This window comes from Actinoplanes sp. NPDC051343 (assembly GCF_044455125.1).
In the GTDB taxonomy this organism is placed as follows: Bacteria; Actinomycetota; Actinomycetes; order Mycobacteriales; family Micromonosporaceae; genus Actinoplanes.
Window position 1 is genome coordinate 404,666 of record NZ_JBITEL010000004.1, and the last position, 17,339, is coordinate 422,004.

Consider the following 17,339-nt stretch of genomic DNA (forward strand, 5'->3'; position numbering starts at 1 on the left):
TCCGCCCTTCGGGCCGGATGCGCGACGGCTTCGCGCCGATAGACTTGCCCCCCATGAGTGAATCTCCGTCTGCCCCCTCCGGCGTCCTTTCGAGCATCACTTCGCCCGGTGATCTCAAGCGCCTCTCCTCCGAGCAGCTGATCCTGCTGGCGGCCGAGATTCGCGACTTCCTGGTTGCCAAGGTGTCGCGCACCGGCGGCCACCTCGGTCCCAACCTGGGCGTGGTCGAGCTGACCCTGGCCATGCACCGGGTCTTCGACTCGCCGCGCGACCGGGTGTTGTTCGACACCGGGCACCAGGCCTACGTGCACAAGATCGTGACCGGCCGGCAGGAGGCGTTCGACCTGCTGCGCCAGCACGGTGGGCTCTCCGGTTACCCGAGCCGGGCCGAGAGCGAGCACGACCTGATCGAAAACTCGCACGCCTCGACCGCCCTGTCGTACGCCGACGGCCTGTCCAAGGCGTTCGCGCTGCGGGGCGAGGACCGGCACGTCGTGGCGGTGGTCGGCGACGGCGCGCTCACCGGCGGCATGTGCTGGGAGGCGCTCAACAACATCGCGGCGGCGAAGAACCGGCTGGTCATCGTCGTCAACGACAACGGCCGGTCGTACGCTCCGACCATCGGCGGCCTGGCCGACCACCTTTCCACGCTGCGCCTCAACCCGGGCTACGAGCGGGTGCTCGACCTGGTCAAGGACGCGCTCGGCTCGACACCGGTGGTCGGCAAGCCGGTCTACGAGGTGCTCCACGCGGTCAAGAGGGGCATCAAGGACGCGGTCAGCCCGCAGCCGATGTTCGAGGACCTCGGCCTCAAATACATCGGCCCGGTCGACGGCCACGACGTCGCCGCGATGGAGTCGGCGCTGCGCCGGGCCAAGGGCTTCAACGCCCCGGTCATCGTGCACGCGGTCACCCGCAAGGGGTACGGCTACCGCCCGGCCGAGCAGGACGAGGCCGACTGCCTGCACGGCCCGGGCGCATTCGACCCGCGCACCGGCGCGCTGACCGCCAAGCCGTCGGTGAAGTGGACAAACGTGTTCGCCGACGAGCTCGTCGCGATCGCCGACGAGCGGCCCGACGTCGTCGGCATCACCGCCGCGATGGGCGAGCCGACCGGCATCGCCGCGCTGGCCAGGAAGTATCCCGAACGGGCGTACGACGTGGGCATCGCCGAGCAACATGCCGTGACGAGCGCGGCCGGCCTGGCGCTGGGCGGTCTGCACCCGATCGTGGCGGTCTACGCGACCTTCCTCAACCGGGCGTTCGACCAGGTGCTGCTCGACGTGGCGATGCACGAGCTGCCGGTCACGTTCGTGCTCGACCGGGCCGGTATCACCGGTCCCGACGGCCCGAGCCACTACGGCATCTGGGACATGAGCGTCTTCGGCGTGGTGCCCGGCCTGCGCATCGCCGCCCCGCGTGACGCGGCCACGCTGCGCGAGGAGCTGCGCGAGGCGGTCGCGGTCGAGGACGGCCCGACGATCGTGCGTTTCCCGACCGGCTCGGTCGCGCCCGACATGCCGGCCGTGCGCCGGGTGGGCTCGGTCGACGTGCTGCGCGAGCACACCCGGCGGGACGTGCTGCTGGTCGCGATCGGCTCGTTCGCCGGGCTCGGTCTCGAGGTCGCCGACCGGCTGGCCGGCCAGGGATACGGCGTGACCGTGGTCGATCCGCGGTGGGTGCGCCCGGTGCCGGTCGAGCTGGCCGGTCTGGCCGCCCGGCACCGACTGGTCGTGACCGTGGAGGACGGGGTGCGTACGGGCGGGGTCGGCGAGGCGGTCGCGGCCGGTCTGCGCGATGCCCACGTCGATGTGCCGCTGCGCGCGATCGGGGTGCCGGCCGGCTTCCACCCGCACGGCACCCGGGCCGAGATCCTGGCCGGGCTCGGCCTGACCGCGCAGGACGTGGCCCGCGACGTCACCGAGTGGGTGTCGGGCCTGGACGCGACGTCCGACGAGGCGCCTGCCACGATTTGATAATTCGGCGAGGCCGCCCTATACGCGTCCTAAAGGGGCGCGCGCGAGGCGGCTTCGTTATCGTCTCGTTACCTTTGGGGCATGGACGTCGACGTCGGCAGCGCCCCGATCATCATCGATCTCGGTTACGAACGGGGCGAACCGCCGACGTACCGATCCCGGCAGCGCTCGACGACACCGTCCTGGTTCCCGGTCGCGATGCTCTCGGCGCTCGTGCTGCTCTTCGCCGGCGCCTCGGCCGGACCGGCCAAATCACCGCTCTCGGCGGTCTTCCAGCTGCCGGTCGGACCAGCCGACGGCTACGCGCTCACCGAAACCGGCACCCTGCTCGCCCAGAGTTACGGCCAGCTCAGCTCGTACGACCTGCGCACCGGCCGGCTGCGCTGGGAAGCCGGCGAGTCGACACCGTCCTACCGGCTGCGCACGGTCGGCAACCTGGTGCTGATGCGGCCGCTGGCAATCGGCGGCGCCGCGCCCGGCACCACCGCTGTCTCGATCAACAACGGTGCCGGCCGCTGGGCCCGCGCCGGCAACGTCGTGACCGTGCCCGGGTCGCCGACCCTGCTCGGCGTCAGCGGACTCCGCAGCTTCACCAGCAGCAGCGGCAACGTGCGGCGGGTGACCGGGACCGTCGACGCGATTGACCCGTACACCGGGCTGACCCTCTGGAGCGTGGCGGTGCCGGGAACGGCCGTGCTGGTCGGGGTGCCCGGGCCGGGTGACGAGGGCGGGCGGATGCTGCTGATCCGCGACGACCGGACCGCCACCCTGCACGACCTGAGCGACGGCTCGGTGCTGGCCACGGCCAAGTTGACCCTGGCCGACTACGGCACCGACAACCCGGTGGTGGCCGGCGGCGAGATCCTGGTGCGGCATGCCGGGACGGAGAACGTGGAACTCTCGGCGTACGACCCGGCGACGCTCAAGCAGGTCTGGACCATCCCGGTCGCGGGCACGTTCGCCGTCGAGCCCTGCGGTGACGTCGCGTGCCTGGTCAGCTCGCACGGCTTGACCGGCATCGACCCGGCAACCGGTGACCGGCTGTGGTCGCAGCCCGGCTGGACCACCATCGAGCAGCAGGGGCGGGTGTTCGTCGCGTACGGCGGGCAGGGCACCGACAACCCGATCGGCGTGGTCGACCCGCAGACCGGGATCGTCCAGGTGCAACTGCACGGCTGGCGGCCGGTCGAGGGCAGTGGCGGCGACGGGCTGCTGGTGACACGGACGGAGGCGGGCGGAGCCCGTACGATGGTCGCCGTCGCCCGGCCGGGTGACACGCAACCGCAGGTGCTGGCCCCGCTGCCCACCGGCACCGGCGACTGCCAGGCGGCCCCCGGGCGGCTGGTCTGCCGCTCGATGTACGGGCAGCTGACGATCTGGGCGTACGGAAAGGTGTGACCCCTTGGCGCTGATCGAGCTGGACCTCACCGCCCGGCCCGGCCCCGCGCCCACCTCGATCCCACCCGCCCGGCGTTACCGCACCGCCGGGTTGCTCCTCGCCCTGGCGCTGGTTCTCGTGCTCGGCGGCGCCGCGGCGCCGGACGCGCTGCGCTGGCGGTTCCTCGGAGCGATCCCGTCGCCGCCGATCCCCGAGTCGCCGTTCCAGCTCGACGGCGACCGCGTCTACACCGCCGGCGGCCTCGGCGGCGACCGCACGGTCAGCGCCTGGAGCCTGGCCGACCCGCCGGTCAAGCTGTGGAGCGCCCCGGTGCCGGCCCGCGAGGTCGGCCCCGACCAGGTCCCCTACGGCGACGTGCGGGCCCGCACCGCCGGCGACGTCGTGGTGATCACCGACGGGCCGTCGACGACCGTGGTCGACGGCCGCACCGGCGAGACCAGGTGGCACAGCGAGATCGGCGTGCACCCGCTGACCGGCGACCGGTTCGGTCTCGTGGAGGACCCGAAGTTCCGCCCCGGCACCGAATACAACCAGGCCGGCGGTGCCCCCGGCGACATCTACTTCAGCGCCGCCGGTGTGCCGCACATCGAGCCGCCGCTGACGACCGAGTTCCGCGGCGTCGATCTGCGGACCGGCGCGACGGCGTGGACGGCCTCGGCACCCGGCTCAGTGGTTTTCTTCAACCATCCTTCCGGTGTGGTGGTGCTGGCGTCCGACCGGTTGACGCTGCTCTCGTCCGCCACCGGCTCCGTCCTGCGCACGACCACGCTGCCCGTTCTGTCCGGGCAGAGACCCCAGTCGGGACGCCTGGTCGGCGACGTCTTGCTTGTCTCGTACGGGCGCAGCCTGGTCGCCTACTCGGTGCGGACGTTCCGGCCGCTCTGGCAGGTGCCGCAGGCCGAGGACGTCGCCGACCCCGGGGCCTGCTCCGGCCTGGTGTGCGCCGACGATCGGTCGGGGACCTCGGTGCTCGACCCGGCGACCGGCCACGTGCTCTGGCACGCCTCCGGCGCCGACCTCGTGCGGATCGGCTCCGACGTGCTCGAGCAGGACACCGGCACCAGCGAGGCGCTGCGCGTGTCCGACCTGCGCAACGGCGACCAGAAGCTGGCGCTCAGGGGCTGGTCCAGCGACACCCCGACGGCCGACGACGGCCCGCTGCTGCTGCGCCGCATCGGCGAGTCCAGGGACAGCATGTTTGCCCTGATCGACGACTCACCGGTCGCTCTGCGGCCGCTCGGCACGACGCACGGCGCGGTCAGCGACTGCGCGAGCGATTCCTCGTTCGTCGTCTGCCGGGGCACCGGAGTGCTTCAGGTTTTCTCCTACCGCGGGTGACAATGAAGGTCTTCCGCACAGGTGGGAGTGCGGTGTGGCCAACACGATGATCGACCTCGGCGAGGCTTCCGTCGAACCGGTGGCCGAAGCCGGCCCGCCGGTGCCGTGGCGGACTCTCCTCGCGGCGCTGTCGGTCGTGCTGCTCGCCCTGGCCGGTGGAAGCGCGGCGATCGTGCCCTTCCCGGCGGCCACGGTCATCCCGGCCCGCCTGTCCGACAGCATGTTCATCGACGGCGATCGGTTGTTCCTGGTCGGCCGGGGTGCCGTCGCGACTTACTCGCTGCCCGGCGGGCACCTGGTCAGCCGTACGACCGTGCTCGTCAGCGGTCCGGTCTCCAACGTCGTCGAGGCGGGCGACACACTGCTCGTCTCCTACCAGGTCGACGAGGACGGCAGCCAGGGCACGCTCGCCGTCACCGCCGGCACCGACCGGGTGCTCTGGCGGCGCCCCGTCGGCCTCGTCGGCGCATCCGCAACGGGCGGCACCGCGTTGCTCAGCACCGGCTACGGCGCCCGCAACGAGGCCGTCTGGCAGGCCGTCGACCTGCACACCGGCGCGGTGCGCTGGGCGACCACCCAGCCGGCCGACGGCTACACCATGGTCACCGGGCCGATCGACGAATATCCGCAGTGGTTCGTCACCGTGCACGCGGACGGGCGGGTCGAGACCCGGGACGCGCTGACCGGCCGGATCACCGCCACCCGCGATGGGCCGCCGATCGACCCCCACGCCGACTCGATCGTCTGGTCGGCCGGTGATCTCGTGATCGTCGGCGGGCCGGCCGGTGAGGTGACCGCCTACCGGCTGCCCGGCCTCACGCCGATCTGGAACACCCACCTCGACCTGGGCCAGACCTGGATGCAGACCGACTGCGGTCCGGTGCTCTGCGCGTTCCGGCCGCAGCAGGGGATCATCGTGCTCGACCCGGCCGACGGGCATCTGCTCTGGCAGTCCGGCCGCTGGGCGTACGCCGAACCGGCCGGTCCCTACCTGGTCGCGGCGATGCTCAACCGGACCGCCGACGCCCCGGCGTACTGGGTGCTCGAACCGCGTACGGGCCGGGTGCTCGGCACCTTCGGCAACTGGAACGTGGTCGTCTCGGACACCGTGCCGCGGACGTTGTACGGCATTCACCTCGTACCGGGGCAGAGCACCATCTTCTATGGCCGGCTCGACCCGGTCCGGCGCACCGCGACGATCCTCGGCCGCGGCGAGGCGGTCAACGGCAACTGCCAGACCAGCGCCGACGCGCTCGTCTGCCGCCTCGTCGACGCCTCGGTCGGCATCTGGCAACTTCGGTAGCCTTCTCTTACGGTCTCTTCACACCTCGCCGACGAGGCTGGGCCGGCCGGTAGTCAACGGGGGCCCGTAAGTAATAGACGGAGGTCAGCGGTGCGCGTCCTGGTGGTGGAAGACGAGCGAAACCTGTGCGACGCGATCGCGCGCGGTCTGCGGCGCAAGGGCATGGCCGTCGACGTGGCCTACGACGGTCTCCAGGGCCACGAGATGGCCTACGTGACCAGGTACGACGTGGTGGTCCTCGACCGCGACCTGCCGGGCATGCACGGCGACGAGATCTGCGCCGCCCTGGTCACCTCGGGCGCGCTCACCCGGGTGCTGATGCTCACCGCGAGCGGCACCGTGGCCGACCGGGTCGAGGGGCTCCAGCTGGGCGCCGACGACTACCTGGCCAAGCCGTTCGCCTTCGAGGAACTGGTGGCCCGGGTGCAGGCCCTCGGCCGGCGGGCCACCCCGGCCGCCCCGCCCGTGCTCACCGTCGGCAACCTGATCCTCGACCAGACCCGGCGCGTGGTCACCCGCGGAGGAGTGCCGATCGACCTCACCAACAAAGAGTTCGGCGTCCTCGAGGAACTGCTCAAGGCCCGCGGCGGCGTGGTGTCCAGCGAAGAACTGCTCGAACGCGTGTGGGACGCCAACACCGACCCGTTCACCACCACCGTGCGCGTCACCGTGATGACGCTGCGCAAAAAGGTCGGTGACCCACCGCTGATCGAGACCGTGGTCGGGGCCGGCTATCGCGTGCCCGAACCGGTGGTCCTCTCATGACCGTCTACCTCGGTCAAAGCCGGCGACGGCTCGAGCTCAGCCTCCGCCCCACCCTGCGGCTGCGGCTCACCCTGCTCAACGGCATCCTGCTCGTCGGGGCCGGCGCCATCCTGGTGCTGCTGGCCTGGCTGCTGGTCGGCGACGCGATGCACCCGGTCGACGCCCTCCAGCACGGCTCGACGGTCACGCTGGCCGACGGCTCGACCCGCGACGCGCTGACCTGGCAGACCGGCCTGGTTCACCGCGCCTCACGGGAGGTGCTGGTCAAAGGCCTGGTCGCGCTGGTGGCGATCGGCATCATCGGCATCGCCGGGGCGTACGCGGTGGCCGGCCGGGCCCTTCGCCCGCTGCACCGGGTCACCCAGACCGCCCAGCGCCTCGGCGAGGAAACCCTCGACCAGCGCATCCGCTACTCCGGCGCCGACGACGAGGTGGCCGAACTGGCCCGCACGTTCGACGCCATGCTCGACCGGCTGGCCGGGGCGTTCGAGTCGCAGAAACGCTTCGTCGCCAACGCCTCCCACGAGCTGCGCACCCCGCTCGCCGTCATGCGCACCGAGATCGACGTGACCCTCAGCGACGACGAGGCCGACGTCGCCGAATACCGCCGGATGGCCCAGGTCGTGCGCAACGCCTCGGAACGCGCCAACGGGCTGGTCGACGCCCTGCTGGTGCTGGCCCGCTCGGAAGCCCAGTCCGGCCGCCGCCTGGTACGCAAGGTCCCGGCCGACCTGGCCACCAGTGTCTACAACGCTCTCTCCGCGGTCCGGGCGGAGGCCGAGCGCCTCAAACTCGACGTCACCACCGACCTCCAGCCGGCCCACGTGGTCGGCGACCCGAGCCTGCTCGACCGCCTGGCCGGCAACCTGATCGAGAACGCGATCCGCTACAACCACCTGCTCGGCAAGCTCTGGCTGCGCACCGACTCGGTCGACGGCCAGGCCCGCCTGATCGTCGGCAACACCGGCTACGAGGTCGAGCCGGCCGACGTGCCGGGGCTGTTCGAGCCGTTCCGCCGGGGCGGCTGGGAACGCACCGGCTCCCGCGGCTCCGGCCTGGGCCTGTCGATCGTCCGCGCGGTGTGCGACGCCCACGGCGGCACGGTCTCGGCGGTCGCACAGGACGGCGGCGGCCTGGAGGTCACGGTCGCTCTCCCGACGGCCGACACCACCCCGGTCGTGGCCGCCTCAGCGAGCGTTCCCCGAGCCAAGAACCTGGGCGTGGCCGCCTCCTGACGGGCCGGCCGGCGCATATTCCGGCAGCTGCCAATCGCCGCCCCGGTCATCCTTCGCCAGCCTGGTGACCAGCTCCGGGATGCGCAGGAAGCAGGCCAGCGCCGTCACGTTGTGCAGCACTCCGATGCCCAGCCGCCCGGTCGGCATGCCCAGCCGCAGGAGGTGGGGTTTGACCTCGGCCTGGATCGCGTCGACGAACGGACGCAGGACGGTGTCGTAGTTGGCCAGAGCCGCGGGCAGGTCGTGTGCATTGCGGTTGATCTCGCCGGCGAGGACGTACGCGCCGACCAGACCGCCGGAGATTCCCATGCCGCTGTACGGCGAAGCGCAGTGTGCGGCATCGCCCACGAGGACCACGCGCCCCTGCGACCACGTGTCCGTCCGTACCTGCAGCACCTCTTGTGAATAGAAGCTTCCGGTCGTCTCCATGCCCGCGAGGAACCGATCGGTCTGCCATCCCGCGTCGCGGAACCGGCCGGCCCAGAACTGCTTCTGCCGCTCGACCGGCTCGCGGTGCACCGCCGAGGCTTCCCCGGACTGCTCGCGCAACACGAAGTAGACCTGCGTCTCGGTTTCGTTGTGGCTCCTGCGCATGATCATCCGGCCGCCGGGGGCGAGGTAGGTGTCCCGGATGTTGGTGTCCGACGCGGTGCGCTCCACGAACCAGTAGGCCATGTGGATGCCCACCCGCCAGTACGGGTCGGGTTGGATGGCCCGGCGGACGCGCGATCCCTGACCGTCCGCCCCGACCAGAAGGTCGAACTCGCCGGACGAGCCGTCGGAGAACCGGGCGACGACCTTGTCCCCGTGCTGCTCGAAGCCCTCGACACTCACGCCGAAAACGTACTCCGCGTCGTCCTTGGTCGCGTCGTGGAGGATGCGTACCAGATCCCCGCGCATGATCTCGTATTCCGAGGTCAGGGACTGCCGGCCGCGGCCGGACGTGTTAGCCATGATCGTCGCGCGCGTCCGGCCCCGGTTGTCGACGAACGCGACGCCGGCTTCGTCGACGAGCTTGCTCCGGACCACGTCGAGGAGCCCCATGCGCCGGACCGCGTCGATGCCCTGGCCGCGAAGGTCGACCTGGGCCCCCGTGGCCCGCAGCGCCGGGAAGCGTTCGACGACGACGACCCGGTGGCCGCCGCGGGCCAGCCAGTAGGCCAGTGCCTGGCCCGCGATCCCGCCGCCACAGACAAGAACCTTCATGTCCTGCCCCTTATCTATCGGTGATAGGTTGCTTTACACCGTCACCTATCACCGATAGGTTGTCAAGGTGCCGAAGCTGACCCGGGCGACCGTCATCGCCGAAGCCCTCGACCTGCTCGACGAGGTCGGGCTCGACGCGGTCAGCACGAGAGCCCTGGCGAAACGGCTCGGCGTAGAGCAGCCGTCGCTCTACTGGCACTTCCGCAAGAAAGAAGACCTGCTGAGCGCGATGGCGGAGGCCGCGATGGCGCCGCACGCGACTGCCCCGCTACCGACACCGGCCGACGACTGGCGCGAATGGTTCCTCGAAAACACGCGCAGCTTCCGGCGAACGCTGCTGATGCGCCGCGACGGCGCACGGCTGCACGCCGGGACGACCCCCGGAACGGCCGACCTCGACCGGGTGGCCGACAAAATGGCGTTCCTGACCGGCTCGGGCCTGCCCGAACGGGAGGCGCAGATCGCGATGCTCGCCGCCAGTCGCTTCACGGTCGGCAGCGTCCTGGAGGAACAGGCGGATCCCGACCCGGGTGCGGCGCCGATCAGCCATGAGGCGGCGTTCGACGCCGGGCTGGCGCTCGTCGTGGACGGCCTGGCACACCGCGTCGCGCCGGGCCGGGCGACGCGGTAGACCGCGCTGGCCCGGTGGGCCGGCGCGGGAAGGTCAGGCGGCGAGGTCGCGGTCGGCGGCCTCGCGGCGGACGGTTCGCCAGCGGGACGGGCTGATGCCCAGCTCGGCGGCGAGTTCGGCCTCGGTGATGGTCGGACGCTCGGCCTTGATTCGGGCGGCCGCGGCGACCGTCTCGGCCGGGCTGCGCCGGGCCCGGGTGGCGGAACTGTTCGTGCCGGACGAGCGGTTCTGACGCTGGGTGGGAGCGGGACGGTGGTTGCCGGAGGCGCCGACCGGGCTCCGGCCCAGGTGCTGGGCGTTGCCTGCGCTGCGGGTGGCGGTCGGGGTGAGGCCGGTCGTCGACCGCGGCAGCGCCGTCTGGGCCGGTGCCGCGGCGCTGCTTCGCCGCAGCGGCGATGGCATCTCGACCCCGCCCGAACGATCCTGGCCAACTCGAGCAGGCTTGGCCGCCACGATCGGGTTGGCGCCGGTGCGGGCTGCGGCCGCCCGGATCAAGCCCGGGTCGGGCACCCCGGCGTCCGCGGGTTCCTCCGGAAGAGCGTCGACCATGATGTGCGAGGCCTCGTGGCCCGGCACCGACCCGGACGCGGCGGCGGCGGGCATAGCCGTCGGGGACGCGGCGGCGGCGGGCACAGCCGTCGGGGACGCGGCGGCGGCGGGCACAGCCGTCGGGGACGCGGCGGCGGCCTGAGTCACCGGGGCGGTGGCCGGCTGCTCCAGGGACGCGATGCGACCGCCCAGTTCGACCAGGCAGATGCTGGCGACGACGATCAGGCCGTCGACCGACAGTGGCAGCAGGTAGGGCGACGCGCCCGTTTCGCCGTAGCGGGCCGCCACGCCGGCCATGTGCCAGTAGGAGACCCACGCGGCGATGCCGGCGATCGTGGCCGTCGCGATCAGGCGGGTGGCGGCCAGCAGGCGGCGGTGTACCGGCACGCGGGAGATCAGCTCGACGGTGAGCAGGAGCGCGACCGGCGGCCACGCCGCGATTGCCTGGCTGATCGGGTTGTCGAGGGCATGCAGGATGTTGGCCAGGACGGATGCGGCCACCCCCAGCAGCAGCGTGGCTCGTACCGCCCAGCGGATGCGACGCAGTTGCGGGAGTAGCACGGGGGACGCTCCTTGGCCGTCGGGGAATCGTGGGCGGGCCCCATCCTGACGGCCGAACGTGACAGAACCGCCCCCGGCCCGGAACCGTGACCGGTCCGTGCCGGGAGCGATGCGACCTTGTGACCGGGTCGCCCGGTGTGTCGGCTTGACTGCGCCTTAACGCAGGTCAGGACTTCTTTTCGAGCTGCGCGCGGACCTTCGGGAAGTCGTCCTTGATCTGGCTCGTGCTCTTGAAATAGAAGAAGACCACCCCGATGCTGCCCTCGTCGGCCCAGGAGCAGACCGCGATCTTCTCGCCCGAGTCGGTGGCGTTGCCGCACTTGGCCGTGCCGCCCAGGCTTCCGGTCGAGACCCGGGTGACGCCGGTGACCTTGACGGACTGGCCGCCACTCGCCACCACGCCGTCGACCGCGAGTTCGGGGTCGGTGACGTCGGCCTTGGTCGCCGTCATCAGCACGGCGTCCTTGGTGCCGAGCCGGCCGTAGACGGCGCCGACCGTGCCGGTGGCGCCGGGATAGGTGGACATGATCGACTTGAGCAGCTTGACCGTGCTGTCGAATTGTTTGTAATTGAGCTTCGGCAGCCCGTCCAGCGTCTTCGGCTCGACGATCTTCACCGAGGCGGCGTTCTTGGTCGCCGGGGCGGACGGCTCGTCAGTCGATTTGGTCGGGACCGCCGGGGCGGTGGTGCCCGAGGTGGTGACCTTGTCCTTGTTCTTGTCGGAGTTTTTGCCGACCAGCACGAGCGCGACGGTGCCGCCGATGCACAGCACCAGCACGACCGCGATCGAGAGCAGCACGATCGGCAGCGTGCGGTTTTTCTTCGGCGGCGCGGGCGGCGGGAAACCGGGCGTCGCGTAGCCCGGCTGCTGCCCGTACTCCGGCTGGCCGTACTGCGGCTGCTGGCCGTACTCGGGCTGGCCGTATTGGGGCTGCCCGTATTGCGGCTGCTGCCCGTAGTCGGGCTGGCCGAAAGGCTGGGTGGGCGGGTAACCCGGCGGCACCGAACTCGGCACGTCGGGGTTGGGCTGCCCCGGATAGGGCTGCCCCGGATAGGGCTGGCCGGAGTAGGGCTGGCCCGAGGAAGGCTGCCCGGGGTAAGGCTGCCCCGGATAGGGCTGCTGGCCCTGATATGGCGGCTGCCCCTGATAGGGCTGGCCGGAAGTCGGCTGCTCGCCGTAGGGCGGGCCGGGGTAAGGCGGCTGCGACATCAAGGCTCCATTGATCGGGTTACCAGGCGAAATCCTATCGGCCGGTAGCTATCGACGAGGTCCCCCTAACGGCCTCCGCGTGCCGACAAATCATCGCGCACTACGACAACGCCCCGCGCCGGAGGGGCGCGGGGCGTCGGCGATCCGACTTCGATGAGGGCGAAATCACGCCGGGAGGTCGGCCACACCCTTGGCCAGGAACCGCTTGCCGGTCACCCTCTCCGAGGTTCCGCTGCGGTCCAGGTACGGCGTGACGCCGCCCAGGTGGAACGGCCATCCGGCCCCGAGGATCATGCACAGGTCGATGTCCTGTGCCTCGGCGACCACGCCCTCGCCGAGCATGAGGCGAATCTCTTCCGCGAGTGCGTCGAGGGCTTTACGGCGTACGTCGTCGGCGGTGAGCGGAGCGGAACCGCCGTCGATGAGCTTGACCACCTCGGGGTTGATCTCGTCCTCGACCATGAGCGGAATCCCGGCGTCGACGATCTTCTTCAGGTTGGGGCTGTCGCCGAACCGGTCCGGGAAGGCGCTGTGCAGCGTCTCACCCACGTGGTAGGCGACGGCCGGCCCGACCAGCTGGAGCAGCGCGATCGGCCGCATCGGCAGGCCGAGCGGGTCGAGCGCCACGTCGACCACGTCGAGCGGCGTGCCCGCGTCGATCGCGTGGAAGACCTCGCTGGTGAAGCGGGTGAGCAGCCGGTTGACCACGAACGCCGGGGCGTCCTTGACCAGCACCGACGACTTCTTCAGCAGCTTGCCGACCTCGAACGCGGTGGCCAGCGCGGCGTCGTCGGTCCGCTCGCCCCGGATGATCTCCAGGAGCGGCAGTACGGCGACCGGGTTGAAGAAGTGGAAGCCGACGACCCGCTCGGGGTGCTCCAGGTCGGCCGCCATCTCGGTGATCGAGAGCGAGCTGGTGTTGGTGGCCAGGATCGCCTCGGGCCCGACGATCTTCTCCATCTCGGCCCAGATCTGCTTCTTGAGGTCGAGGTTCTCGAACACCGCTTCGATCACGAAGTCGGCGTCGGCGAAGCCGGACTTGTCGACCGAGCCGCTGATCAGGCCGCGCAGCTTGGCCGCCGTGCCCTCGCTGATCCGGTTGCGCGAGGCGAGCTTGTCGATCTGGCCGATCACGTACGCGACGCCCTTGTCGACCCGCTCCTGGTCGAGGTCGGTCAGGATCACCGGCACCTCGAGCCGCCGCACGAACAGGGCGGCGAGCTGGGACGCCATCAGGCCGGCGCCGATGATGCCGACCTTGGTCACCTTGCGGGCGAGGTCCGCGGGCGGCACGCCGACCGGGCGCTTGGCCCGGCGCTGGACGAGGTCGAACGCGTACAGGCTGGCCCGCGACTCCTCGCCCATGAGTAGGTCGGCGAGGGCCTCGGTCTCCTTCTCGAAGTGCAGGCCGTCCTTGGCCGCGGCAAGCAGCTCGAGGGCCTTGTTGGCCGACGGGACGGCGCCGTGCAGCTTCTCGTCGAGCTGCTGCCGGGCGAAGAACAGCACGCCGTCCCACATGTCCTTGTCGACCTCAGGCCGGTTCACCTCGATCTCGCCGCGCACGACGCCCGCCGCCCATTCGAGCGAGCGCTCCAGGAAGTCGGCCGCCTCGAACTGCACGTCGGCCACGCCGAGCTCGGTTGCCTGGGACGGGCGCAGCACCTTCTGGGTGAGCGGGTTCTGCAGGATGACCTGGGCCGCGCCGGGCGCGCCGATCAGGTTGGGCAGCAGCTGGCTGCCGCCCCAGCCGGGAACCAGGCCGATCGCCACCTCGGGCAGGCCGAGCGCGGCCGCACCGCTGGAGACCGTCCGGTAGTGGCAGTGCAGGGCGACCTCGAGGCCGCCGCCGAGCGCCGCGCCGTTGATGAACGCGAAGGTCGGGATCGTCGAGTCCTTGAACCGGGCGAACACCCGGTGACCGAGTTCGCCCAGCTCCAGGGCCTGCTCGCGGGTGGTCAGGTACGGGATGCCGGTGATGTCGGCGCCGACGCAGAAGATGAACGGCTTGCCGGTGATGGCAATAAATGCCGGTTCCGCGGCGGCCGCTGTGGCAAACGCCGCGTCCAGCGACCGCAGCCCGGCCGGCCCGAAGCTGTTCGGCTTCTTGTAGTCGAACCCGTTGTCCAGCGTGATGATCGCGGCCTGCCGATCGAGGCCGGGTACTCCGACGAACCGGACGAGAGCCTTGGTCACTACCTCATTAGGGTGCTCGATCACTTCGACTCCCAGTTCGGGTTCTCCCAGATGACGGTCCCGCCCATGCCGATGCCGATGCACATGGCGGTGAGGCCGTAGCGGACCTCGGGGTGCTCGGCGAACTCGCGCGCCAACTGGGTCATCAGACGGATGCCGGACGAGGCGAGCGGGTGCCCGATCGCGATCGCGCCGCCCCACGGGTTGACCCGCGGGTCGTCGTCGGCGATGCCGTAGTGGTCGAGGAACGCCAGCACCTGCACGGCGAACGCCTCGTTCAGCTCGAACAGGCCGATGTCGTCGATCGTCAGGCCGGCCTTCTTCAGCGCCTTCTCGGTCGACGGGATCGGGCCGTAGCCCATGACCTCCGGCTCGACACCGACGAAGCCGTAGCTGACCATCCGCATCGCCACGGGAAGGCCCAGCGAGCGTGCCGTCGCCTCGTCGGCGAGCAGCGCCGCGGTGGCACCGTCGTTGAGGCCGGCCGAGTTGCCCGCGGTCACCCGGCCGTGCGGGCGGAACGGAGTCTTCAGCGTGGCCAGCTTCTCCATCGACGTCTCGCGGGGCGCCTCGTCGGCGGTCGCGAGGCCCCAGCCCTGCTCGGTGCTGCGGAGGGCCACCGGCACGAGATCGGGCTGCAGCTTGCCGTCGGCGTACGCCTTGGCGGTCTTGAGCTGCGAGTTCAGCCCGTAGCGGTCGACCCGCTCCTTCGTGATCCCGGGCAGCCGGTCGTGCAGGTTTTCCGCCGTCGAGCCCATGACCAGTGCCGACGGGTCGACGAGCTTCTCGGCCAGGATGCGCGGGTTGGGGTCGACGCCCTCACCCATCGGGTGCCGGCCCATGTGCTCGACACCGCCCGCGATCGCGATGTCCATGGCGCCCATCGCGATGCCACCGGCCACCGACGTCACCGCGGTCATCGCGCCGGCGCACATCCGGTCGATCGCATAGCCGGGCACCGTCTTGGGCAGGCCGGACAGCAGCGCCGCCGTGCGCCCGATGGTCAGACCCTGGTCGCCGATCTGGGTGGTCGCCGCGATCGCGACGTCGTCCACCCGCTCGGGCGGAAGCTGCGGATTGCGGCGCAGAAGCTCACGGATGCAACGGATCACCAGGTCATCGGCGCGGGTCTCGGCATACATGCCGCCCGCCTTGCCGAACGGTGTGCGGACGCCGTCGACAAAGACGACCTCACGTACTTCACGGGGCACAGCATGCCTCCTTGCGGGCGAGCCCATCAGTGTGCGAAATGCTACTCGTCAGTAACTAGAGGGTGCCAGAGCGATCCGGAAACGTCACATCGACCCCAGGAGAGAGTTCATCGAAGCGGACCCGAAACCCCGAAAACCAAACGCCATACGACCACCATCGCGGACAACGCGGGACCCGTCCGGCAGTACCCGGAACAGCAAGGCACTTCTTACCCCAGCCCGCCGATGCCGGGCTCGGGGTCAGGAGACCATCGCGTCATCGACGCCTCATGCACCGCTGGGCCGAGCGCGACGGCACGTACGCCGAACTCGTGGCGCAGCACTCCCAGGCCCTGCACACGCAGCCGGGGGCGCTGAAAGCGCCCCCGGCAGCTCAGTCGGTCGGTTCCGGCAGCACCCGGGCCAGGCCGTCGGCGATCAGGCCGACCTGCCAGTTGCGGGCGCCGAAGCCCCGCAGCGTGTCGGCCACCGTCTGTACCGAGATCTCCTCCGGCGGCGACCAGGCCAGCCGCCGGATGAAGTCCGGGCTGATCAGGTTTTCCGGCGGCAACGTGTGCGCCTCGGCGGTGCCCACGACCACACCCCGGCAGCGCTGCAACCGGGCCGCCGCCACCGGATCCCGCTCCGCCCACCGATGCGGCGGCGGAGGCCCGTCGACCGGCTGATTGACCGGCAACTCGTCGTCGGGCAGCGACCGGGCCTCGTCGAGCGCGTCCAGCCACACCCGGGCCAGCCGGCGCACCGATCGGCCGCCGAAACCGGGAATGGCCAGCAGCGTCCGCTCGTCCTTCGGATCGGACTCGGCCGCGGCCACGATCGCCGAATCCGGCAGGACCCGGCCAGGAGCGGAGTCGCGGCGGGCGGCCACGCCGTCACGGGCGTACCACAGAGCGCGCACCCGCGACTGGGCCCGGGCCCCGCGAACCCGGTGGATGCCCGACGTGCGGCGCCACGGGTCGGGGCGGACACGCGGCGGACGATCCGCCCCCGCGACCAGCGCCGCGAACTCCTCGGCCGCCCACGCCGCCTTACCCTGGCGTTCCAGCTCACCGGCCAGGAGGTCGCGCAGGTCGGTGAGGAGTTCGACGTCGAGCGCCGCGTACGTCAGCCACGACTCGGGCAGCGGCCGGGTCGACCAGTCCGCCGCCGAATGATGCTTCTCCAGGGAAAAGCCGAGCAGCTGCTCGGTCAGCGCGGCCAGGCCCACCCGCTCGAAGCCGGCCAGCCGCGCGGCCAGCTCGGTGTCGAACAGGCGACGCGGTCGCATGCCGATCTCCGCCAGGCAGGCCAGGTCCTGGCTGGCCGCGTGCAGCACCCACTCGGTCTCGGCCAGGGCGGCGTCGAGGGTGCGCAGGTCATCGAGCGGCATCGGGTCGATCAGAACAGTCCCGGCGCCGGCCCGGCGTAACTGGATGAGATAGGCGCGTTGGGTATAGCGGTAGCCGGAGGCTCGCTCGGCGTCCACGGCCACCGGTCCGCTGCCGGCGGCCATCCGGGCGACGACCTCGGCCAGTTCGGACGCGGTCTCAACCGGGCGTGGGGTGCCCTCGCGGGGCGCGGTCAGCGGAACCGCGGTGGGGGCGGCAACGGACTCGGGACCACCAGACGTCGGGTCGGGCGGCACTGCGTGCGGTCCGTTATCTGCAGACTCCGGCGCGTCCCGACGGCCCAGGGGTGCTTCGTCGGTCACTCCGTAACCGTACGGGGGTACCGCCCCCGGCGCGCGCAGCAGGCTCCCGGCGCGTCGGTTCTCGATCGACTT

At 71.3% G+C, this 17,339-nt stretch carries 13 protein-coding genes; 7 read left to right on the forward strand and 6 right to left on the reverse strand.

Annotated features, from left to right (window positions below; translation table 11 throughout):
* Nucleotides 1–53 precede the first annotated feature (53 nt).
* The 6 genes from dxs to ACIA5C_RS15995 all read left to right on the forward strand — a co-directional run bounded on the left by dxs (nt 54) and on the right by ACIA5C_RS15995 (nt 8,016).
* A complete protein-coding gene (gene dxs, locus ACIA5C_RS15970) occupies nt 54–1,976 on the forward strand; it encodes a 1-deoxy-D-xylulose-5-phosphate synthase (protein WP_396055045.1) in 1,923 nt (640 codons plus the stop codon).
* Nucleotides 1,977–2,057: 81 nt separating this feature from the next.
* Nucleotides 2,058–3,374: a PQQ-binding-like beta-propeller repeat protein gene (locus tag ACIA5C_RS15975; RefSeq protein WP_396055047.1), complete on the forward strand. Its 1,317-nt coding sequence runs from the start codon at nt 2,058–2,060 to the stop codon at nt 3,372–3,374.
* A 4-nt stretch (nt 3,375–3,378) separates the two neighbouring features.
* Nucleotides 3,379–4,713 (forward strand): PQQ-binding-like beta-propeller repeat protein, encoded by a 1,335-nt coding sequence (locus ACIA5C_RS15980; RefSeq protein ID WP_396055049.1) that lies wholly within the window; start codon nt 3,379–3,381, stop codon nt 4,711–4,713.
* A gap of 34 nt (nt 4,714–4,747) precedes the next feature.
* Nucleotides 4,748–6,016, forward strand: coding sequence for a hypothetical protein (locus ACIA5C_RS15985; RefSeq protein WP_396055051.1), 1,269 nt, complete (start codon nt 4,748–4,750; stop codon nt 6,014–6,016).
* A 90-nt stretch (nt 6,017–6,106) separates the two neighbouring features.
* On the forward strand, nt 6,107–6,781 hold the full coding sequence (locus ACIA5C_RS15990) for a response regulator transcription factor (RefSeq protein WP_396055053.1): 675 nt from the start codon (nt 6,107–6,109) through the stop codon (nt 6,779–6,781).
* On the forward strand, nt 6,778–8,016 hold the full coding sequence (locus tag ACIA5C_RS15995) for a sensor histidine kinase (RefSeq protein ID WP_396055055.1): 1,239 nt from the start codon (nt 6,778–6,780) through the stop codon (nt 8,014–8,016). The genes ACIA5C_RS15990 and ACIA5C_RS15995 overlap by 4 nt, the downstream gene beginning before the upstream one ends.
* Here the strand turns inward: ACIA5C_RS15995 and ACIA5C_RS16000 are convergent.
* Nucleotides 7,969–9,222, reverse strand: coding sequence for an FAD-dependent oxidoreductase (locus ACIA5C_RS16000; RefSeq protein WP_396055057.1), 1,254 nt, complete (start codon nt 9,220–9,222; stop codon nt 7,969–7,971). The genes ACIA5C_RS15995 and ACIA5C_RS16000 overlap by 48 nt on opposite strands.
* 67 nt (nt 9,223–9,289) lie before the next feature.
* Between ACIA5C_RS16000 and ACIA5C_RS16005 the strand changes: the two genes are divergently transcribed.
* Entirely contained in the window at nt 9,290–9,853 is a 564-nt protein-coding gene (locus tag ACIA5C_RS16005) for a TetR/AcrR family transcriptional regulator C-terminal domain-containing protein (protein ID WP_396055059.1), read from the forward strand.
* 33 nt (nt 9,854–9,886) lie between these two features.
* Here the strand turns inward: ACIA5C_RS16005 and ACIA5C_RS16010 are convergent, their stop codons facing one another.
* The 5 genes from ACIA5C_RS16010 to ACIA5C_RS16030 all read right to left on the reverse strand — a co-directional run bounded on the left by ACIA5C_RS16010 (nt 9,887) and on the right by ACIA5C_RS16030 (nt 17,267).
* On the reverse strand, nt 9,887–10,963 hold the full coding sequence (locus tag ACIA5C_RS16010; protein WP_396055061.1) for a DUF2637 domain-containing protein: 1,077 nt from the start codon (nt 10,961–10,963) through the stop codon (nt 9,887–9,889).
* A gap of 166 nt (nt 10,964–11,129) precedes the next feature.
* On the reverse strand, nt 11,130–12,173 hold the full coding sequence (locus ACIA5C_RS16015) for a hypothetical protein (RefSeq protein WP_396055063.1): 1,044 nt from the start codon (nt 12,171–12,173) through the stop codon (nt 11,130–11,132).
* Nucleotides 12,174–12,338: 165 nt separating this feature from the next.
* The gene (locus ACIA5C_RS16020; RefSeq protein ID WP_396055065.1) at nt 12,339–14,390 is read right to left on the reverse strand and encodes a 3-hydroxyacyl-CoA dehydrogenase NAD-binding domain-containing protein; all 2,052 of its coding nucleotides are present in this window, start codon (nt 14,388–14,390) and stop codon (nt 12,339–12,341) included.
* Complete coding sequence (locus tag ACIA5C_RS16025; RefSeq protein ID WP_396055067.1) at nt 14,387–15,577, reverse strand: thiolase family protein; 1,191 nt, start codon at nt 15,575–15,577, stop codon at nt 14,387–14,389. The genes ACIA5C_RS16020 and ACIA5C_RS16025 overlap by 4 nt, the downstream gene beginning before the upstream one ends.
* Nucleotides 15,578–15,950: 373 nt before the next feature.
* Entirely contained in the window at nt 15,951–17,267 is a 1,317-nt protein-coding gene (locus tag ACIA5C_RS16030) for an HRDC domain-containing protein (RefSeq protein ID WP_396055069.1), read from the reverse strand.
* Between the last annotated feature and the right edge of the window lie 72 nt (nt 17,268–17,339).